Annotated in this window: 18 protein-coding genes and 1 pseudogene; 9 read left to right on the forward strand and 10 right to left on the reverse strand. The window is 49.7% G+C overall.

Translation table 11 applies throughout. The features are described 5' to 3' along the window. Window positions 1-54 precede the first annotated feature (54 nt). The 8 genes and pseudogenes from sdiA to GC128_RS10750 form a co-directional block, all read right to left on the reverse strand. Window positions 55-777 carry a transcriptional regulator SdiA gene (sdiA, locus tag GC128_RS10715; protein WP_064512041.1) on the reverse strand — a complete coding sequence of 241 codons (723 nt, stop codon included), beginning with the start codon at window positions 775-777 and terminating at the stop codon, window positions 55-57. A 206-nt stretch (window positions 778-983) separates the two neighbouring features. Continuing rightward, window positions 984-1736 carry an L-cystine ABC transporter ATP-binding protein TcyN gene (gene tcyN / locus GC128_RS10720; RefSeq protein ID WP_151994287.1) on the reverse strand — a complete coding sequence of 251 codons (753 nt, stop codon included), beginning with the start codon at window positions 1734-1736 and terminating at the stop codon, window positions 984-986. Then, a complete protein-coding gene (gene tcyL, locus GC128_RS10725) occupies window positions 1733-2401 on the reverse strand; it encodes a cystine ABC transporter permease (RefSeq protein WP_064512043.1) in 669 nt (222 codons plus the stop codon). The genes tcyN and tcyL overlap by 4 nt, the downstream gene beginning before the upstream one ends. A 25-nt stretch (window positions 2402-2426) precedes the next feature. Further along, entirely contained in the window at window positions 2427-3413 is a 987-nt protein-coding gene (gene dcyD / locus GC128_RS10730) for a D-cysteine desulfhydrase (protein WP_151994288.1), read from the reverse strand. Window positions 3414-3536: 123 nt separating this feature from the next. Next, on the reverse strand, window positions 3537-4337 hold the full coding sequence (gene tcyJ / locus GC128_RS10735; protein WP_064512045.1) for a cystine ABC transporter substrate-binding protein: 801 nt from the start codon (window positions 4335-4337) through the stop codon (window positions 3537-3539). A 211-nt stretch (window positions 4338-4548) separates the two neighbouring features. Then, window positions 4549-5097: pseudogene (gene fliZ, locus GC128_RS10740) on the reverse strand (flagella biosynthesis regulatory protein FliZ); the annotation flags it as partial. A gap of 149 nt (window positions 5098-5246) precedes the next feature. Then, on the reverse strand, window positions 5247-5966 hold the full coding sequence (locus GC128_RS10745) for an RNA polymerase sigma factor FliA (RefSeq protein ID WP_064512046.1): 720 nt from the start codon (window positions 5964-5966) through the stop codon (window positions 5247-5249). Window positions 5967-6130: 164 nt separating this feature from the next. Beyond that, window positions 6131-7828 carry a FliC/FljB family flagellin gene (locus GC128_RS10750; protein ID WP_151994290.1) on the reverse strand — a complete coding sequence of 566 codons (1698 nt, stop codon included), beginning with the start codon at window positions 7826-7828 and terminating at the stop codon, window positions 6131-6133. 245 nt (window positions 7829-8073) lie between these two features. On the opposite strand from GC128_RS10750, the gene fliD reads away from it, so the two are divergent. The 4 genes from fliD (at window position 8074) to amyA (ending at window position 11849) form a co-directional block, all read left to right on the forward strand. Further along, on the forward strand, window positions 8074-9474 hold the full coding sequence (gene fliD, locus GC128_RS10755) for a flagellar filament capping protein FliD (protein WP_151994291.1): 1401 nt from the start codon (window positions 8074-8076) through the stop codon (window positions 9472-9474). 15 nt (window positions 9475-9489) lie between these two features. Further along, window positions 9490-9897 carry a flagellar export chaperone FliS gene (fliS, locus tag GC128_RS10760; RefSeq protein ID WP_151994292.1) on the forward strand — a complete coding sequence of 136 codons (408 nt, stop codon included), beginning with the start codon at window positions 9490-9492 and terminating at the stop codon, window positions 9895-9897. After that, entirely contained in the window at window positions 9897-10259 is a 363-nt protein-coding gene (gene fliT / locus GC128_RS10765; RefSeq protein WP_064512050.1) for a flagella biosynthesis regulatory protein FliT, read from the forward strand. The genes fliS and fliT overlap by 1 nt, the downstream gene beginning before the upstream one ends. Window positions 10260-10361: 102 nt before the next feature. Further along, complete coding sequence (gene amyA / locus GC128_RS10770) at window positions 10362-11849, forward strand: alpha-amylase (protein WP_151994293.1); 1488 nt, start codon at window positions 10362-10364, stop codon at window positions 11847-11849. A gap of 46 nt (window positions 11850-11895) precedes the next feature. Here the strand turns inward: amyA and yedD are convergent, their stop codons facing one another. Continuing rightward, a complete protein-coding gene (gene yedD / locus GC128_RS10775; protein ID WP_151994294.1) occupies window positions 11896-12309 on the reverse strand; it encodes a lipoprotein YedD in 414 nt (137 codons plus the stop codon). 200 nt (window positions 12310-12509) lie between these two features. Between yedD and GC128_RS10780 the strand changes: the two genes are divergently transcribed. Further along, complete coding sequence (locus GC128_RS10780; protein WP_151994295.1) at window positions 12510-12731, forward strand: hypothetical protein; 222 nt, start codon at window positions 12510-12512, stop codon at window positions 12729-12731. Between the two features lie 503 nt (window positions 12732-13234). On the opposite strand, the gene fliE is transcribed toward GC128_RS10780, so the two are convergent. Next, window positions 13235-13546, reverse strand: coding sequence for a flagellar hook-basal body complex protein FliE (fliE, locus tag GC128_RS10785; protein WP_134186506.1), 312 nt, complete (start codon window positions 13544-13546; stop codon window positions 13235-13237). Between the two features lie 217 nt (window positions 13547-13763). Between fliE and fliF the strand changes: the two genes are divergently transcribed. From fliF to fliI, 4 genes are read left to right on the forward strand one after another with little or no spacing between them, the layout of a single operon-like run. Further along, window positions 13764-15449 carry a flagellar basal-body MS-ring/collar protein FliF gene (gene fliF / locus GC128_RS10790; protein WP_151994296.1) on the forward strand — a complete coding sequence of 562 codons (1686 nt, stop codon included), beginning with the start codon at window positions 13764-13766 and terminating at the stop codon, window positions 15447-15449. Then, complete coding sequence (fliG, locus tag GC128_RS10795) at window positions 15446-16438, forward strand: flagellar motor switch protein FliG (protein ID WP_064512055.1); 993 nt, start codon at window positions 15446-15448, stop codon at window positions 16436-16438. Before fliF ends, fliG begins: the two co-directional genes overlap by 4 nt. After that, window positions 16431-17132 (forward strand): flagellar assembly protein FliH, encoded by a 702-nt coding sequence (fliH, locus tag GC128_RS10800; RefSeq protein ID WP_151994297.1) that lies wholly within the window; start codon window positions 16431-16433, stop codon window positions 17130-17132. The genes fliG and fliH overlap by 8 nt, the downstream gene beginning before the upstream one ends. Continuing rightward, window positions 17132-18490, forward strand: a complete 1359-nt coding sequence (gene fliI, locus GC128_RS10805; RefSeq protein WP_151994298.1) for a flagellar protein export ATPase FliI — start codon at window positions 17132-17134, stop codon at window positions 18488-18490. The genes fliH and fliI overlap by 1 nt, the downstream gene beginning before the upstream one ends. Window positions 18491-18522 lie beyond the last annotated feature (32 nt).

Here is an 18522-nt window from a genome sequence, read left to right on the forward strand (position 1 = left end):
GAGGAATGTTTCTCCAGCCGTTTCATTGAAGAGTCATCGAATTAACTCTCCCTTTCAAATTATTCCAATCGCTGCCGCATAACAGGCAATTTGTGTTTTATTTGGCGCGTTAAATTTCTTCTGCATATTTTTCTGATGAAAATTGACGGTATTTTCTGATATCGACAAAATAATAGCTATTTCAGCCGATGTTTTTCCTTCGCCCGTCCACTGCAATATTTCCCGCTCGCGCTTACTGAGTTTTAATGTCAGCGCATCCATAGACGGATCGTTGAGACGCGTTAATGTCATCAGGCTCAATTCACCCAAATACTGCAGGCGTAACTGAAGCTCATCGCCAGGTAATACTTTCCCTTTGCCCTGAGTACGTGAAACTGAGTAAAAACCAATTGCCCGGTTAGGTGCCATTACACACTGGCTAATGCCGCGGCGCAGGCCGTGATCCCTTGCCGCATCCCAGAACTGTGGGGTATCACTAAAAAGCTCGTCATCCCAGGGTAAATGACCACGCATGAAGTTTTCCGGGCGTAGCACCGGGTCAATCGCGAAGTAGTTTTCTGCATGGTAGTGGTCGAGCCAGCTCTGCGGATAGGACGACCTTAAAGAGGTTTTAGGACGAGTAAATGGCACCGGGTGACGTATACATAGCGAGTAATAGTCAAACTCCAACAGCTCAGTTTGCTGATGCAGAATTTTTGTTATTTCATCAGCCTGAGTGACAGACTGGAAGATATTAAGCGCATCCAGCCGCCAGCTAAAAAAGTTACGATCATCCATTATATCTGGCGAATCTCCTGACATTGAATTCATTTCCGAATGTAATGCTTAACGCTATCACATTTACCAAGATTATTTATATGATTTAACTGCAACAACAGCTGAATATTGAAAATCATTACTCAATAGTTATTTTTTATTTATAACGCTTATTAATTACAGGGTTAATTCACTATAAATAATGGCCCCGATGGGGGCCATTCAAGCTACTGCGTAAGGAACTTCTCAAGAAATTGCTGGGTACGAGCCTGCTTAGGATTAGCAAACAACTCACGAGCCGGCCCCTGCTCCACAATACGCCCCTGGTCCATAAAAATAGCTCGGTCAGCAACATCTCGAGCGAAGCTCATTTCATGGGTCACAATCACCATGGTGCGCTTTTCTAGCGCTAACTGGCGGATTGTGCTCAACACCTCCCCCACCAGCTCCGGATCGAGTGCTGAGGTTGGCTCATCAAACAGAATCACTTCCGGGCGCATCGCCAGCGCACGGGCAATCGCTACACGCTGTTGCTGACCACCTGAAAGGCGGCGCGGGTAACTGGTTTCTTTGCCGTTTAAGCCAACTTTCGCCAGCAGCTCGCGAGCGCGTGCTATTGCTTCTTCCTTCGGCTCACCTTTAACAATCACCGGCCCTTCAATGATATTTTCAATCACCGTGCGGTGCGGGAAAAGGTTGAAACTTTGGAATACAAAACCAACATGCTGGCGCAGTTCGCGCACTTTATTCTTTTGCTTATTCAGCGAAAGCGCTGCATCAATGGAGATATCGCCAACCCTTATGGTTCCCGACTCCGGTTGTTCCAGCAAGTTAATGCAACGTAAGAGCGTAGTTTTACCTGAGCCGCTTGGCCCAATAATCGCCACCACTTCACCCGCTTTTACTTCCAGATCGATGCCATGCAGCACGGTCTGCCCATGGAATTTCTTGACCAGTTGTTTTACGTCGATGGCACTCATTTTGGATCCCTGTCCTGGCGATTGAGTTGATTTTCAAAGTAGTTCTGCAACGAAGAGAGCACCGTTGCCATCACCCAGTAAATCAAGGAAGCCGCGAGATACATGGTAAACACCTCAAGCGTGCGCGAAGTAATAAGCTGAGCCTGACGAAACAACTCGGGAACCTGAATTGTGGCTGCAAGCGAGGTGTCTTTTACCAGGCTGATAAAGCTATTACTCAGTGGTGGTAATGCCACACGAGCAGCCTGCGGTAAAATCGCCCGACGCAAAGTTTGCCACGGCGTCATACCGATACTTGCCGCCGCTTCCCACTGCCCTTTCTCAATTGATGAAATGGCAGCACGTAAAGTTTCTGATGCATATGCCGCCATATTCAACGACAAACCAATCATTGCGGCCGGAATAGGATCAAGCTCAATACCAAACTGCGGCAGGCCGTAATAGATCATAAACAGCTGAGCGATTAACGGCGTACCACGAAAAATCGACACATAGAAACGTGAGAGCAGTGAAAACGGCCAGAATCGAGACAAGCGCATCAGCGCCAGTAAAAAACCGAGAATCAGCCCAAAGAACATACCGCCGATGCTGAGTTGCAGCGTGAACACCGCACCTTTGAGCAGGAATGGCGCTGAGTCCAGCACCAGTTGAATACTTTCTTGCATAATAACCCTGTATTTTTATTATGACTTAGACATGGGGATGGTAAGCAAACAGCGCTGGCGCCCCACCGGTATGAATAAAGATAATCGGGCCTTCGTCTTTAAAACGCTCTCGCGCAACACCATCTATCAACCCCGCCATCGCTTTGCCGGTGTAAACCGGATCGAGCAGTATCCCTTCCAGGCGGGCGAGAATTTTAATCGCCTCAAGCCCTTCTTCGTTCGGCGTGCCGTAGCCCGGAGCGAAGTAGTCATCCCAAAGTTTAATCGGATTGTTTGCGCTGACACTAAGCGACTGCGCGACAGCCTGCTGCAATGCTTCCACTTTCGGCAACTGCTGAGCAATGGTGCGCGATACGGTAACGCCAATTAAATCAACATCAGGCATAAGCTGTTCAAGCCCTACCGCAAGTCCTGCATGAGTCCCGGCACTTCCGGACGCAACAACAACAGATGATACGCTCACCGCACCTTCGCATTGCTGGGCGATTTCCAGCGCGCTTTCCACATAACCCAACGCACCCAGTGCATTCGAGCCACCGACCGGAATCACGTACGGGCGAAAACCCTGAGCTTCAAGACGAATGGCTATTTCTTCGAGTTGTTGGTCTGGCGAATGCAGCGCATCACACATCTCAATTTCGACATCAAACAGGTCGAGCATCAAACGGTTGCCATTGGTGAGGTAATTTTCTGCCTGCGTACCAATCGGGTTTTCCAGCAGGGCGACACATTTTAGGCCGAGTTTTGCGGCAACCGCTGCGGTTTGGCGAACATGATTAGATTGAATTGCACCCGCAGTGACCAGTACATCAGCGCCTTCACGTAATGCGTCAGCAGCCAGAAACTCAAGTTTACGCAGCTTATTCCCGCCCATCGCCATAGGGGTTGTGTCGTCACGCTTGATGTAGATTTCACGGCCGAGATAATCAGAAAAACGCGGCAAATATTCGAGTGGCGTCGGGGCGCCGATAAATTCCAGACGCGGGAAACGCGTCAGATTGTGCAGTGACATGAGCAACTCCATACACTTATTAAAAATTCATATCTCTTCATTATGCACGAGCCTGTCCGAATGCCCGCAAATGCAAATAAAAAAAGGTGCTGAAATCAGCACCTTTTTTCAGGCTTTCGTAAACTACTTAGTCACGTCTGCACCAAACCACTTCTCGGAAAGCTTGGCCAGAGAACCATCTTTCTGCATTTCAGCGATACCTTTGTTGATAGCTTCAACCAGGTCTTCGTTGCCTTTACGCACGGCAACACCCGCTTCCTGACGAGAGAATGGAGCGCCAGCTACTGCCAGGGTATCTTTGGTTTTCTTCACCAGATCCAGTGCCGCCAGGCGGTCAACCAGAATGGCATCGATACGACCTACACGCAGATCCTGATATTTAGTTGGGTCATCATCATAAGTGCGGATATCAACGCCCTGCACATTGGCACGCAACCACTCTTCGTAGTTTGTCCCAAGGCCAACACCCACTTTCTTACCTTTCAGCGACTCAGGCCCGGTAATGCTGCCTTCATTGCCTTTTTTCACCAGCGCCTGAATACCGGAAACGGTGTATGGCGTGGAGAAATCATATTTTTGCTTACGCACATCGGAAATTGTGACCTGATTAATCACCACATCGATGCGTTTGGAGTCCAGTGACGCCAGCATGCCGTCCCATTTAGTCGGCTTAAGCGCGGCTTTCACGCCCAGGTGCTGTGCCAGTTGTTCTGCAAATTCCACTTCAAAACCGGTCAGTTTGCCATCATCACCCTGGAAGCTGAACGGAGGGTAAGTCCCTTCCAGCCCAACCAGCAACGTGCCGCGTTCTTTAACTTTATTGAGTAAGTTTTCCGCCGCAAACGTCTGCACACTCGCGCCAGCTACCATTGCCACAGCCAGCACGCCCATCAGCGCCTGACGCCCCACCATTGCTAATTTCATAGATACCCCGAATGTCGATAATTTGATGTAGTGTAACGACTTAATATAATCAATCAAAACCACTACGCTACAAGTTATGCCATTTTAATATATACCCTTATCTTTCAAGTTGCAGGTGCGTTGGCTGCTCTCTTTCACCCGAATCACTTACTACAGTAAGCTCATCGGGATTCACTCGCTTGCCGCCTTCCTGCAACATGAAATCTTTTGGGTAATGATCAGAAGTTGATTTATTTTCCTGGAAATGGGCAAGGGTATTTTGGTTCAGGGTCTGGAACTGCCCGTACTTGCGCAGTGCAATACGGTAATTGTTGGTGCTGGTTGGCGGTAACCATTCTTCCAGTGAATCGTCAAAGAAGGCGTTAGTTGAAGTGGGAGATGGGATGTTTTGTAGGGCAAAATGATTCCCCAGACGACGCAGGCGCACCACATATTCGCGGATAGTGCCGTGGCTCATCTCGGTTTGCTCGAACAGGTATTCTTTAAAGCCAATGATATCGAAATAGTGTTGCTGCTCTTTGCAATACAAATCACCGCAAAAACGGCACAGTGCTGCCCAGGACTGGCGTTCAGCCTGCCAGCCATTTTCATCTATTAAGGTATCAAGTTGAGCAATGGCGGTTTTGCTGACAATTTCACCTCCACGCGTAAGCGTGATTCTGTCGAGCAATTTTGCGCACTGCGCACAATGAGTTTGTGTGTGTTTAAAGTCTTTCAAATAACGGCTTAATGGCCGTTTTTTTAATTGCTGCACCGTCATTATGTAATCCCGATTATCTCGCCAAATACCCAAATAATTCGAGTCGCAGCGCGGCGGCAAGAGAACAAGTCCCGATAAACTTACATCAGTAAGTAATTCGGGCGTGTGAACGCTGCCAACAAAGATGCGACTTGAAGTATGACGGGCATTTACAACTTACCGAGCTTAGTGCGTAAACGTTTAATCGCCTGGCTGTGCAACTGACTGACGCGCGACTCCCCCACTTCCAGCACCGCGCCAATCTCTTTCAGATTCAGCTCTTCCTGGTAGTAAAGGGTCAACACCATCTTTTCGCGATCGGGTAACGCATCAATTGCGCCCATCACACGTTCACGCAAATTCCCTTCCAACAGTTGTTGAAGCGGGTTTGCCTGCTGATGTTCTTCAGTAATCAGTTCGATACTATCGCCATGCTCTTCACGCCACTCGTCATAAGAGAAGAGTTGGCTGTTATTGGTGTCGAGCAACATCTGACGGTATTCGTTGAGCGGGATATCCAACCGGTCTGCTACTTCTGTTTCGGTAGCATTACGGCCCAGCTCTTGCTCCAGTTGACCAATTGCCTGCGCAACGCCGCGGGCATTACGCCTGACGCTGCGGGGCACCCAGTCACGGCTGCGCAACTCATCAAGCATCGCCCCACGGATGCGCTGCACCGCGTAGGTAGTAAATGCCGTTCCTTGCAGGGCATCATAACGGTCCACTGCGTTTAACAACCCGATGCCGCCCGCCTGTAGCAGGTCGTCAAGCTCCACACTCGCGGGCAGGCGTACCTGCAGGCGCAATGCTTCGTGACGCACCAGCGGTACATAACGCTGCCACAGCGAGTGTTTATCCATCACACCTTCAGCGGTATACAGTGAATTCACGATAAACAGCCCTGCGTTAGTTGAGTTATCGGCATGATTATCCGTTTCTGGAGGGTTTTTAATCGCAAGAATAGTGGGTGAAATAAGGGGTTATTTGGGGGTTATGGGTAACAATGGATATGAAAAAACCCCGCAAGCGCGGGGTTTGGTCAGGTTTTGGCGAATTAACGCAGCAGAGACAGAACGCCCTGCGGAACCTGGTTAGCCTGTGCCAGCACAGAAGTACCCGCCTGCTGCAGGATCTGCGCTTTAGACATGTTGGAAACTTCAGTCGCGTAGTCAGCATCTTCGATACGGCTACGAGCAGAGGTCAGGTTGCCCAAGGTGTTACCCAGGTTGGTGATAGTAGAATCGAAACGGTTCTGTACCGCACCGAGGTCTGAACGCAGTGCATCGACTTTAGCCAGGGCTTTGTCCAGAGCTGCCAAAGGATCGGTAGTTTTGCTGGTTGCAGTTTTAGCGTCAGTAGAAACTTTACCGTCAGCGGAAACATAAGCGGCCTTACCAGAATCATTCGTTATCGCGCCATCTTTTTGCACATGATAGGTTGCAACGTTACTGCTGGCGAGCTTACCTTCATTATCCAAATAAATGGTAGGTGTGCCAGTTGCAGTCGATGTAACTTTACCATTGGCGTCAATTGAATAATCAGTATCAGCAGCATCGGCAGCATCTACAGCTGTTAACACATTTTTTGAAGCAGTAGCTAAGTTAGCCGAGCTAATGAAAGCTTTTTCTACCTTAACCGTACCTGATCCTACAGCTGTAGTTGTACTACCTTCGAACGTAAATGAGCTCCCATCTTGAGTAACAATTGTTGACGCCACCTTAGTGGTGCCGCCAACGTTATTATCCTGAAGATTGTTTAAGGTAGCTTGCGGGAGAGAGGAGCTAGCACCGTTTTTGGTAAGATTACCAGTAGTGTCAAGATACAGAATAGAATTATCATCTGCAGCAGTAATCTTACCGTCGCTAGAAATGATGACATCTTGTTTAGAACCGTGTATTTCTACAGTTGCTGTGACAGTATCACCAGCCTTTGGTGTCAGATATTTCTGAACATCAGCAGCTTTTGCTGCACCCGTAGCCGAAGAGAAAGAGAAGTTTTTCTTGTCAGAATCATATGTATAATCTACGGCAGCAGCTGTACCAAAACCGTTAGATACAGTAGTGGTAACTTTATCAGTACTTTTAAGTGTTCCAAAAATGTCTGTTGCTGAGGCTTTAGTAAATCCAGCATCACCAGTATACGTTTTACCGTTATCAGCAGTTTGGAAGCCTGCAGCCACCAAGTCGGTTGTTTTAGCCAGGGTATTAGCCACACCACCTTTACCATTCACGTTAAAACCATCTAGTCCCAGGGTGCTGGACGTGATTTCTTTCAGGTCGATAGTGATGGTTTCGCCATCGTTAGCACCAACTTGAATTTTCATAGAGCTATCACCAGCCAGAACTTTCACACCGTTGAACTGAGTCTGGCCGGAAACGCGGTCAATCTCGCCCAAACGCTGGGTGATTTCATTCTGGATTGAATCCAGGTCAGACGTGGAGTTGGTCCCGTTAGTTGCCTGAACAGACAGCTCACGCACACGCTGCAAGTTGTTGTTGATTTCAGACAGGGCGCCTTCAGTCGTCTGCGCGATGGAGATACCGTCGTTGGCGTTACGAGAAGCCTGAGTCAGGCCTTTGATGTTTGCAGTGAAGCGGTTAGCAATGGCCTGGCCCGCCGCATCGTCTTTGGCGCTGTTAATACGCAGACCGGAAGACAGACGCTCAATAGCAGTGCCCAGAGAAGATTGAGATTTGTTCAGATTGTTTTGGGTCAACAGCGACAGGCTGTTAGTGTTGATAACTTGTGCCATGATTTTTTATCCTTATCAATTCACATTTTGTGGTTGGGCTGTTGCCCACGGTTTCTCACCGTCTACCCATGTATCGGCACACTAATTTCGAACTTTAGAATAATTTCACTTTTTCTCTAGCCGCAGAAATAACCCGCAACGCCTTCATTATTCCCGCCATTAATTGACTGTAAATATCATTAAACTTTGCGCTCTCGTTGCCGATACCACTGTGAATAATTGTTAGTAATGAAAAGGGAATAATAATGGCTAGCGTTTCTTCATTAGGGGTCGGCTCCAACCTGCCGTTGGATACTTTATTGGCTAACCTCAGCACGGCGGAAAAAGGTCGACTCACACCAATTACTGCTCAGCAGTCCAGCTACAGCTCAAAACTAACGGCTTATGGCTCGCTTAAAAGCGCGATTGAAAAATTCCAGACCGCGAATACCGCACTGAATGACGCTACCCTTTTCAAAAGCAGCACAGCCGTTAGTAGTACCACTGATTTAGGTGTGAGCACTGGCGCGGGTGCCGCTGCAGGCAAATACACCATTAGCGTAACGCAACTGGCGCAAGCACAATCGCTGGCAACGGGTGGTGCTAAGAGCGCGACAGATAAACAAAGCACCGTTTCATCGACCGACCGCACGCTGGTCATCAACCAGCCGGGTCGTAAAGAACCGCTGGAAATCAAACTTACCGACGATCAGACCTCACTAAATGGTATTCGGGATGCGATTAATACTGCCGACGGTGGTGTTTCTGCGAGCGTTATTAAAAACAGTGAAGGCAAATTCCAGCTGGTTATTACTTCTACCGAAACCGGCGAAGACAAAGCAATGACGATTAGTGTCACTGGCGACAGCGAGCTAAACGAACTTATTGGCTATGATTCTACCGCCACGAAAAATGGGTTAACTGAAACGATTTCTGCTCAAGATGCCGAGTTAACCATCAACAATATTAAAGTGGTAAGCGGCAGCAATACCGTTAAAGACACGCCAGAAGGCGTCACGTTAACCCTGAATAAAGAAGTCACCAACGCCACCGTCACCATAACAAAAAGCAACGATAAAGCGACCGCTGCGATTAAAGGCTGGGTTGATGCCTACAACTCAATGTTGGATACCTTCAGCTCCCTGACGAAATACAGCGCAGTAGATGCGGGTGCCGACCAAAGCGCGGGCAATGGCGTATTGCTGGGTGACAGTGTGGTTCGCACTATCCAGACCGGTATTCGTGGTCAATTTACGACGGGGGACACTGGTTCAAAATTTAGTACCCTGTCGCAGATCGGCATTGCTCAAGATCCAACGACTGGCAAGCTCAAAATTGACGACGATAAGCTGAAAACAGCATTGACCACTAACTCAGTTGATACGCAAAAATTACTGGTCGGCGACGGCAAAACTACCGGCATCACCACAACCACTGCGAACCTGGTAAAAGACTATCTGGCGGACGACGGTATCATCGACAGCGCCACTGACAGCATCAACGCCACGCTAAAAAGCCTGACAAAACAATACCTGGCAACGAGCTCCAGCATTGATGACACCATCGCCCGATATAAAGCTCAGTTTACGCAGCTCGATACCATGATGAGCAAGCTGAACAACACCAGCAATTATCTGACTCAACAATTCTCATCCAGCAGTTCCTGATAACAAGGGGTAATTATGTACAGCGCGCGGGGTACACAAGCATATGCTCAGATTGGTGTAGAAAGCGCCGTGATGAGCGCGAGTCCTCATCAATTAATTGTTTTGCTTTTTGATGGAGCATTAAGCGCCCTGGTCAGAGCTCGCTTGTTTATGCAGCAAGGAGAGCTTGCCGCGAAGGGTGAGGCACTGAGCAAGGCTATCAATATTATCGATAACGGCCTGAAGGCAGGGTTAGATAATGAAAAAGGTGGTGAAATTGCAGCGAATTTATCCTCTCTGTATGACTACATGATTCGCCGCCTGATGCTGGCCAATCTGCGAAATGATGTTGCCATCATTGAAGAAGTGGAAGGGCTATTAACCAATATTGCGGATGCCTGGAAACAGATCTCACCTCTGAATGCTGCGCGGGAGCCTGCCTAATGTCGCCGTATGTAGAACTGATCAGCCGCTGGCAGAACGTTGTACTGTTAAGCCAGTCGTTGCTGGAACTGGCACAGCGTGGCGAGTGGGATTTATTGCTGGAGCAGGAAGTCGCTTACCTGCAAGGCATTGAGACGCTTAACGCCAACCCTATTCCACCAGGGACGGCGAAAAGCGTGCAGGATATGTTGCAGCAAAAACTAGAGCAAATCCTGGAAAATGAGCAGGCGCTAAAAAACTTATTACAGCAGCGCCTTGACGAACTGAGTTCGTTAATCGGCCAGTCATCGCGCCAGCAAACCCTGAACCACACGTATGGAAGGTTATCAGGCCAGTTACTGGTACCTGATGCACCACAATAATTTTGCCTCACATTGCAAAGCATTCAGTAACTAATCCGCTAGTCATCCTAAAATCTTCCATACTCCAGTGGTCAGCTAAATGACTCCTGGAGCGTGGACTCGATGAAAAACCCAACCCTATTGCAATTTTTCCATTGGTATTACCCCGGTGGGGGTCAGTTGTGGGCAGAAGTCGCCGAACGCGCGGCAACGCTCAATGATATCGGCGTCAATATGGTCTGGCTGCCACCGGCTTATAAAGGCAGTTCCGGTGGCTATTCCGTGGGATATGACTGTTACGATCTTTTTGATCTCGGTGAATTCGACCAAAAAGGCTCGGTGGCGACCAAATACGGCGATAAAGCGCAATTGCTGGCAGCAATAAAAGCCCTAAAAGAAAACGATATCGCAGTGCTGCTTGATGTGGTGGTTAACCACAAAATGGGCGCTGATGAGAAGGAGCGCATTCAGGTCAATCGCGTCAACGAAGAAAACCGTAATGAAATAGATGACGAAGTTATCGAATGCGAAGCCTGGACGCGTTACACCTTCCCTGCCCGCGCAGGGAAATATTCGAAGTTTATCTGGGATTACAAATGCTTTAGTGGCGTTGACCACATCGAAAACCCGAACGAAGACGGTATTTTCAAGATAATCAACGATTACACCGGTGAAGGCTGGAACGACCAGGTTGATGATGAGCTCGGCAATTTCGACTATTTAATGGGCGAGAATATAGATTTTCGCAATCACGCCGTAACAGAAGAGTTGAAGTACTGGGCGCGTTGGGTAATGGAAGAAACGGGTTGTAACGGCTTCCGCCTCGATGCGGTCAAACACATTCCGGCATGGTTCTACAAAGAGTGGATTGAACATGTTCAGGAAGTGGCTGAACAACCGCTGTTTATTGTTGCGGAATACTGGTCACATGAAGTCGATAAACTTCAGGAATATATCTCGCAGGTCGATGGCAAAACGATGCTGTTTGATGCGCCGCTGCAAATGAAATTCCACCAGGCATCAAAGCAAGGTCGTGATTACGACATGAGCCAGATTTTCACCGGCACGCTGGTTGAAGCCGACCCTTTCCACGCTGTAACTCTCGTCGCCAATCATGACACGCAACCCCTGCAATCACTTGAAGCACCTGTTGAGCCATGGTTCAAACCCTTAGCTTACGCGCTGATTTTGCTGCGCGAAAACGGTGTGCCAAGCGTGTTTTATCCCGATTTATTTGGCTCAAGTTACGACGATGAGGGTGGCGATGGCGAAACTTACCATATCGACATGCCGATAATTGAGCAGTTGGATGATTTAATTCATGCTCGTGAGCGCTTCGCCCACGGCGTGCAAACACTATGGTTTGATCACCCTAATTGCATCGCTTTTAGCCGCAGCGGCACCGATGAAAATCCAGGTTGCGTGGTGGTGCTATCAAACGGTGATGAAGGCGAGAAAACCATTACGCTTGGCGATAATTACGGCAGCAAAAATTGGCGGGATTATCTGGGCAACCGTGAAGAAACCGTCACCACCGATGAAAAAGGTAGCGCGACATTTTCCTGCAACGGCGGTAGCGTAAGCGTGTGGGTAATGGAAGAGGTGTTATAGATTGGCTGAAACTTCCCTCTCCAGTTAAAGGAGAGGGAATCATCACTTACGGTAATTTGCTATCCAGCGGGTTCTTCTGCAAATAATCAGCACATTCTTGCGTCGGACGATCAACACGTTTCAGCGTCATACCGGCATATTCCAGCGTATCGCCTTCACGTTCAACGCTATAAACATCGCGTTTGTTCGTCACGTTATACCAATCATCTGAACGCACGAACAGTTTACCTGGCAGAGCAAGCACGCGCTGCCACTGACGGCAATCGAGCGTATCCCCTTGCGGCGTGACCACAAGAGTGGCGATCGCTTCCGGGCTCACCATCTCACTTTGCGGGCCTTGTGACTGCCAGTAACCAGCAAGTCCGGCAGGCGCTGGGGTTTTAACCACTTCGAGGTAATTATCAACCTGCACACAGCCGCTTAACGCCAGCAACACTGTCAATAATGCAATCTTCTTCATCATCTATCCCGACTGCGGAGAAAAAATAATTTTCGCATTAAAGCACTAAGCCCGCCAGTGTTTCAGTAGCTTGCAACCAATCGCAGGAAATTAAGACGGGCCGTTCAAGCCCTGGCATAGCAAATCTTTTACCAGACCCCATGGCGAGTTGCAGATTATGAATCAAGATTATTCTTATAAATCTTAAAAGGAATATCGCCATGCGTGATTTCTTTTCCACATTAAAATATGACTTAAAAATCAACACAGCCAAATCTAAGCTCATTATTTTAATTTTCAGAATGGCCACTATTCATGCCAAAACAAAGGCGCTTTACCCGATTTCGCTAATGTTTGTGATCCTCAACCGAGTTATTAATGAAGGCCTATTTGGGGTAGAGCTGCCTTACCATTTAAAAATTGGCAAGGGCTTTAAGATTTGAATAGAAAAAGGCCGACGATTGTCAGCCTTTAGAATCATTTTAAAAATCTTGCTTACTTCTGAACTTCTATACATTTTCCAGCGGATGGGGCCTGGACAGTGCCGTAACTTCCATCAGGAATTCCCTTCATCACTTCTTTTAAGGTGAGCTCGCACACTTCCATGCTAGGCATGGGGGTCACGTTCCATGAAACTTCACTCGTATAACCTGACGCCAGAAGCATAAAATAATAAACAGTTGCCACAATACCCCCTATAAACTGTCGCGGATTATGTAAATGGAATCAGGAAGCAGCAAGTCATTTATTACATTTGAGTAATTTTAAAGAAATTAATGACAAAAAAATAATGATTATCGTGGCTTAGTAAAGATGATAATTAACAAGTCCACAAACTTTTTCACAACAACACGTCTGCGTAGGTGCTTATATATTGACCTACGCTCTCTTAGTTTAGTGATAAAAATGTACGTCTATATTCTTATATATTAGATAGATCAAGCAACTACACCTGCATGTTCATCACTTCCTGGTAGGCCGACACCATCTTGTTACGCACCTGAATCCCCATCTGTAACGAAACTGACGATTTTTGTAGATCGACCATCACATCATTTAGCGCAACACCGGGAGTTCCCAGGGCAAATTTTTCAGCCTGGGTACGCGCAGCGGTTTGGGTTTCGCTGATGCGACCAAGTGCTGCCTGCAACTCACCGGCAAAACTCACTTTAGGCTCGTTATTCTGAACCGGATTCCCCGCCGACAGCGCGGTTGCCTGCAACTGCTGAAGAACGCCTTCAATGCCCTGAATTGCCATTTCCCTGCCCCAATGATTTTTAACGCGGCAAGATTAACACCTTGTCAATAGGACAAAGGCGGTAATTAGCGTCAATAAATAGAGCTAATTCAGCCATCGAAAGTTTTGAGAAAGAAAATAATGACGGTGCCATCTATGTGGAACTTTTGTTGTGGGAGCTCGTTTTGTTCACTCTTTATAGTAAAAATGATGTCTATGTTCAGCTGCGAGGTGCTCAATGACCGCAGCGAGCCAGGCACAAACGTCACAAAACAAACCCCAGGAGTGGCTGACCCGCGTTCGCGCGAATCCTAAAATCCCACTGATGGTCGCAGGTGCGGCGGCGATCGCCGTTATTATCGCGCTGGTACTGTGGGCCAAAACACCTGATTACAAAGTGCTATACAGCAATCTGGCCGATCAGGACGGTGGCGCCATCGTCACGCAACTCACCCAAATGAATGTGCCTTACCGCTTCTCCGATAACGGTAGTGCTATTGAAGTTCCAGCCGATAAAGTCTACGACCTGCGTCTGCGCCTCGCCCAGCAAGGGCTGCCAAAAGGCGGTGCGGTCGGTTTTGAATTGCTGGACCAGGAAAAATTCGGCATCAGCCAGTTTAGCGAGCAAGTGAACTACCAGCGTGCGCTGGAGGGTGAACTGGCACGAACAATCGAAACACTCGGTCCGGTAAAAAATGCGCGTGTGCATCTTGCCATGCCAAAACCATCTCTCTTTGTCCGCGAGCAAAAGTCCCCTTCTGCTTCCGTAACGCTCAGCCTCGAGCCTGGTCGCGCTTTAGATGAAGGGCAAATCAGCGCCGTCGTCCATATGGTTTCCAGCGCGGTTGCAGGGTTGCCACCAGGTAATGTAACGCTTGTTGACCAGGGCGGGCATCTGCTCACGCAGTCCAATACCGCAGGCCGCGACTTAAACGATGCTCAACTGAAATATGCGATGGATGTTGAAAGCCGCTTCCAGCGCCGTATCGAATCAATCCTCGCTCCTATCGTGGGTAGCGGGAATGTCCATGCTCAGGTCACCGCCCAGATAGATTTCGCCAATAAAGAAAAAACTGAAGAGCAATATCGCCCGAACAGCGATCCTTCTCAGGCCGCCGTGCGTTCACGCCAGCTAAACCAAAGTGAGCAGGTTAATGGCCGTAACCCAGGTGGTGTTCCGGGTGCTCTTTCAAACCAACCGGCTCCGCCGAACAATGCCCCTATTGCCAACGCACCACAAAATAATGCGGCAAATGCACCTCAACAAAATCAAACGACGTCGATGGGTGGATCTACCCCAACCGGCTCAAGCAATACTCAGCGCGACGAAACGACTAACTACGAAGTCGACCGCACTATTTTGCATACCAAGCTGAACGTCGGTGATATTCAACGCCTGTCTGTGGCAGTCGTCGTGAATTACCGCCAGCTAACCGATGGCAAACCGTTGCCGTTGACCACTGAGCAGATGAAGCAGATTGAGAACCTGACGCGTGAAGCGATGGGCTATTCCGATACACGTGGCGACACGCTCAACGTAGTGAACTCACCATTTAGCGCGACAGAAGAAACCAGCCTTGAGCTGCCGTTCTGGAAGCAACAAGCCTTCTTCGAAATGTTGATGTCCGCAGGCCGTTGGTTGGTAGTAGTGATTGTTGCCTGGCTGCTGTGGCGCAAACTGGTGCGCCCACTGATTCAACGCAAGGTTGAGGTGCAACAAACGCAGGTGGCAGCACAGCGTCAGCGTGCGGAAGAGGACGATGCAGTTTCAGTTCGTCTGACGAAAGATGAACAGCAGCAGCAACGCAAAGTGAATCAAAAACTGAGCGCTGAAGTGATGAGTCAACGTATTCGCGAGATGTCTGATAACGATCCGCGCGTCGTTGCGCTGGTTATACGCCAATGGATGAGTAACGAACTATGAGTATTAGCGGAACAGAGAAAAGCGCAATTCTGTTGATGACCATTGGCGAAGACCGTGCAGCAGAAGTGTTCAAGCACCTTAGCCCACGTGAAGTCCAGCATCTTAGTGCGGCCATGGCCAGCATTCGCCAGATTTCCAACAAACAGCTGACCGAGGTGTTAGCTGAATTTGAACAAGAAGCCGAGCAATATGCGGCGCTGTCGATTAACGCCAACGACTACCTGCGTTCGGTGCTGATCAAAGCGTTGGGTGAAGAGCGTGCTTCCAGCCTGCTGGAAGATATTCTGGAAACCCGCGAAACCACATCGGGTATGGAAACGCTCAACTTTATGGAACCACAGAGTGCCGCCGATCTTATCCGCGACGAGCACCCGCAGATCATCGCCACGATTTTGGTTCACCTCAAACGCGCTCAGGCGGCCGATATTCTGGCGCTGTTCGACGAGCGTTTACGCCACGATGTAATGCTGCGTATCGCCACCTTCGGCGGCGTGCAACCTGCGGCACTGGCGGAACTGACCGAAGTGCTCAACAACCTGCTCGATGGTCAGAACCTCAAACGCAGCAAAATGGGCGGCGTGAGAACGGCAGCAGAAATTATCAACCTGATGAAAACTCAGCAGGAAGAAGCAGTTATCTCCGCGGTACGCGACTTCGACGGCGAGCTGGCACAGAAAATTATCGACGAAATGTTCCTGTTCGAAAACCTGGTCGAAGTGGACGATCGCAGTATCCAGCGCCTGTTGCAGGAAGTGGAATCCGAATCGCTGCTTATCGCCCTCAAAGGTGCCGAGCAACCGCTGCGCGAGAAATTCCTGCGCAACATGTCGCAGCGTGCAGCAGATATTCTGCGCGACGACCTCTCCAACCGTGGCCCGGTGCGCCTGTCGCAAGTGGAAAACGAACAGAAAGCCATTCTGCTTATTGTTCGTCGCCTGGCAGAAACCGGCGAGATGGTAATTGGCACCAGCGAGGATACCTATGTCTAACTCGCTGCCATGGAAAATCTGGACACCAGACGACCTGGCCCCGCCTTCACAGGCCTTCGAGCCGATGTTCCAGTCGGAATCGGATGGCGATGAGCCTGAACAGGCTCAGGAAAGCGTGCCTGATTTACAGCAACAACTTGCTCAAATGCAGATGCAGGCTCATGAGCAAGGCCATCAACTGGGCTATGCCGAAGGGCAAAAAATTGGCGTGGAAGAGGGTCGTAAAACAGGTTTTCAGCAAGGACTTGAACAAGGTCTTGCTGAGGCTAAGCAGCAACAAGCGCCGGTACATGCACGAATGCAGCAACTGGTCAGTGAGTTCCAGTACACGCTCGACGCGCTCGACAGCGTTATCGCTTCTCGTTTGATGCAGATGGCGCTGGAAGCGGCTCGCCAGGTTATCGGCGAAACCAAAGGCATTGATAACACTGCGCTGATTAAGCAGATTCAGTCGCTATTGCAGCAAGAACCACTATTCAGCGGCAAACCGCAGTTGCGCGTTCACCCGGATGATTTGCAACGTGTTGAAGAGATGTTGGGTGCCACCCTCAGCCTGCATGGCTGGCGTTTGCGTGGCGACCCAAGTCTGCATCAGGGCGGCTGCAAAGTCTCCGCTGATGAAGGCGATCTCGACGCAAGCGTTGCAACGCGCTGGCAAGAGCTCTGCCGCCTTGCAGCGCCAGGAGTGTTGTGATGACTGCACGTCTGACTCGCTGGCTCAATTCGCTCGATACTTTTGAGGCGAAAATGTCTCAACTGCCGACCGTGCGTCGTTATGGTCGTTTGACTCGCGCAACCGGTCTGGTACTGGAAGCCACAGGTCTGCAATTACCGCTTGGTGCGACCTGCATCATCGAGCAGCATTCACGAGATATCGAGTGTGAGGTCGTCGGTTTTAACGGTCAAAGACTGTTTCTGATGCCGCTTGAAGAAGTAGAAGGCATTCTGCCCGGTGCGCGTGTTTATGCTCGCGCCACCAGCGAAGGTGGCCTACATAATGGCAAACAACTGCCCCTCGGCCCGGCGCTTCTGGGCCGCGTACTGGATGGTAGTGGTCGCCCACTCGACAGCCTTCCGGCACCGGAAACCACCACGCTTGGTGCATTGGGTGCCGCCCCGTTCAATCCTTTACAACGTACCCCTATCGAACACGTGTTGGATGTTGGCGTGCGCCCTATCAACGCGCTGCTAACCGTGGGTCGCGGCCAGCGTATGGGCCTGTTTGCCGGTTCTGGTGTGGGGAAAAGTGTGCTGTTGGGCATGATGGCGCGTTATACCCAGGCCGATGTGATTGTTGTGGGGTTAATCGGCGAACGTGGGCGTGAAGTAAAAGACTTCATCGAGAACATTCTTGGCCCCGAAGGCCGTGCGCGATCGGTGGTGATCGCCGCCCCTGCTGATGTTTCGCCGCTGCTGCGTATGCAAGGTGCCGCTTACGCCACGCGCATCGCCGAAGATTTCCGCGACCGTGGTCAGCATGTGTTGCTGATTATGGATTCACTGACGCGCTACGCGATGGCGCAACGTGAGATTGCGCTGGCGATTGGTGAACCGCCGGCCACCAAAGGCTATCCGCCGTCAGTCTTCGCCAAGCTGCCTGCGCTGGTTGAACGCGCCGGTAACGGTATTTCTGGCGGTGGTTCGATTACCGCGTTTTATACCGTTTTGACCGAGGGCGATGATCAACAAGATCCGATTGCCGATTCGGCGCGCGCCATTCTTGATGGCCACATTGTGTTATCGCGCCGTCTGGCGGAGGGCGGTCACTACCCGGCAATCGATATTGAAGCGTCTATCAGCCGTGCCATGACTTCGTTAATTACCGAACAGCACTACGCACGCGTACGCCATTTCAAACAGCTGTTATCCAGTTTCCAGCGCAACCGAGATTTGGTGAGCGTAGGCGCGTACGCCAAAGGCAGCGATCCGCAGCTCGATAAAGCAATTTTGCTGTGGCCGCAACTGGAAGCCTTTTTGCAGCAAGGGATTTTTGAGCGCAGCGGCTGGGAAGAAGCCTGCCAGTCACTGGAGATTATTTTTCCAACGGTTTGATAACCCATCGTAGGTCGGATAGGTGTCGGCGT

It is taken from the genome of Buttiauxella massiliensis, assembly GCF_902500225.1.
Classification (GTDB): domain Bacteria; phylum Pseudomonadota; class Gammaproteobacteria; order Enterobacterales; family Enterobacteriaceae; genus Buttiauxella; species Buttiauxella massiliensis.

Coding starts and splice junctions, on each gene's coding strand:
- sdiA (WP_064512041.1), bottom strand. CDS start 777: ATGGATGATCGTAACTTTTTTAGCTGGCGGCTGGATGCGCTTAATATC.
- tcyN (WP_151994287.1), bottom strand. CDS start 1,736: ATGAGTGCCATCGACGTAAAACAACTGGTCAAGAAATTCCATGGGCAG.
- tcyL (WP_064512043.1), bottom strand. CDS start 2,401: ATGCAAGAAAGTATTCAACTGGTGCTGGACTCAGCGCCATTCCTGCTC.
- dcyD (WP_151994288.1), bottom strand. CDS start 3,413: ATGTCACTGCACAATCTGACGCGTTTCCCGCGTCTGGAATTTATCGGC.
- tcyJ (WP_064512045.1), bottom strand. CDS start 4,337: ATGAAATTAGCAATGGTGGGGCGTCAGGCGCTGATGGGCGTGCTGGCT.
- GC128_RS10750 (WP_151994290.1), bottom strand. CDS start 7,828: ATGGCACAAGTTATCAACACTAACAGCCTGTCGCTGTTGACCCAAAAC.
- fliD (WP_151994291.1), top strand. CDS start 8,074: ATGGCTAGCGTTTCTTCATTAGGGGTCGGCTCCAACCTGCCGTTGGAT.
- fliS (WP_151994292.1), top strand. CDS start 9,490: ATGTACAGCGCGCGGGGTACACAAGCATATGCTCAGATTGGTGTAGAA.
- fliT (WP_064512050.1), top strand. CDS start 9,897: ATGTCGCCGTATGTAGAACTGATCAGCCGCTGGCAGAACGTTGTACTG.
- amyA (WP_151994293.1), top strand. CDS start 10,362: ATGAAAAACCCAACCCTATTGCAATTTTTCCATTGGTATTACCCCGGT.
- yedD (WP_151994294.1), bottom strand. CDS start 12,309: ATGAAGAAGATTGCATTATTGACAGTGTTGCTGGCGTTAAGCGGCTGT.
- GC128_RS10780 (WP_151994295.1), top strand. CDS start 12,510: ATGCGTGATTTCTTTTCCACATTAAAATATGACTTAAAAATCAACACA.
- fliE (WP_134186506.1), bottom strand. CDS start 13,546: ATGGCAATTCAGGGCATTGAAGGCGTTCTTCAGCAGTTGCAGGCAACC.
- fliF (WP_151994296.1), top strand. CDS start 13,764: ATGACCGCAGCGAGCCAGGCACAAACGTCACAAAACAAACCCCAGGAG.
- fliG (WP_064512055.1), top strand. CDS start 15,446: ATGAGTATTAGCGGAACAGAGAAAAGCGCAATTCTGTTGATGACCATT.
- fliH (WP_151994297.1), top strand. CDS start 16,431: ATGTCTAACTCGCTGCCATGGAAAATCTGGACACCAGACGACCTGGCC.
- fliI (WP_151994298.1), top strand. CDS start 17,132: ATGACTGCACGTCTGACTCGCTGGCTCAATTCGCTCGATACTTTTGAG.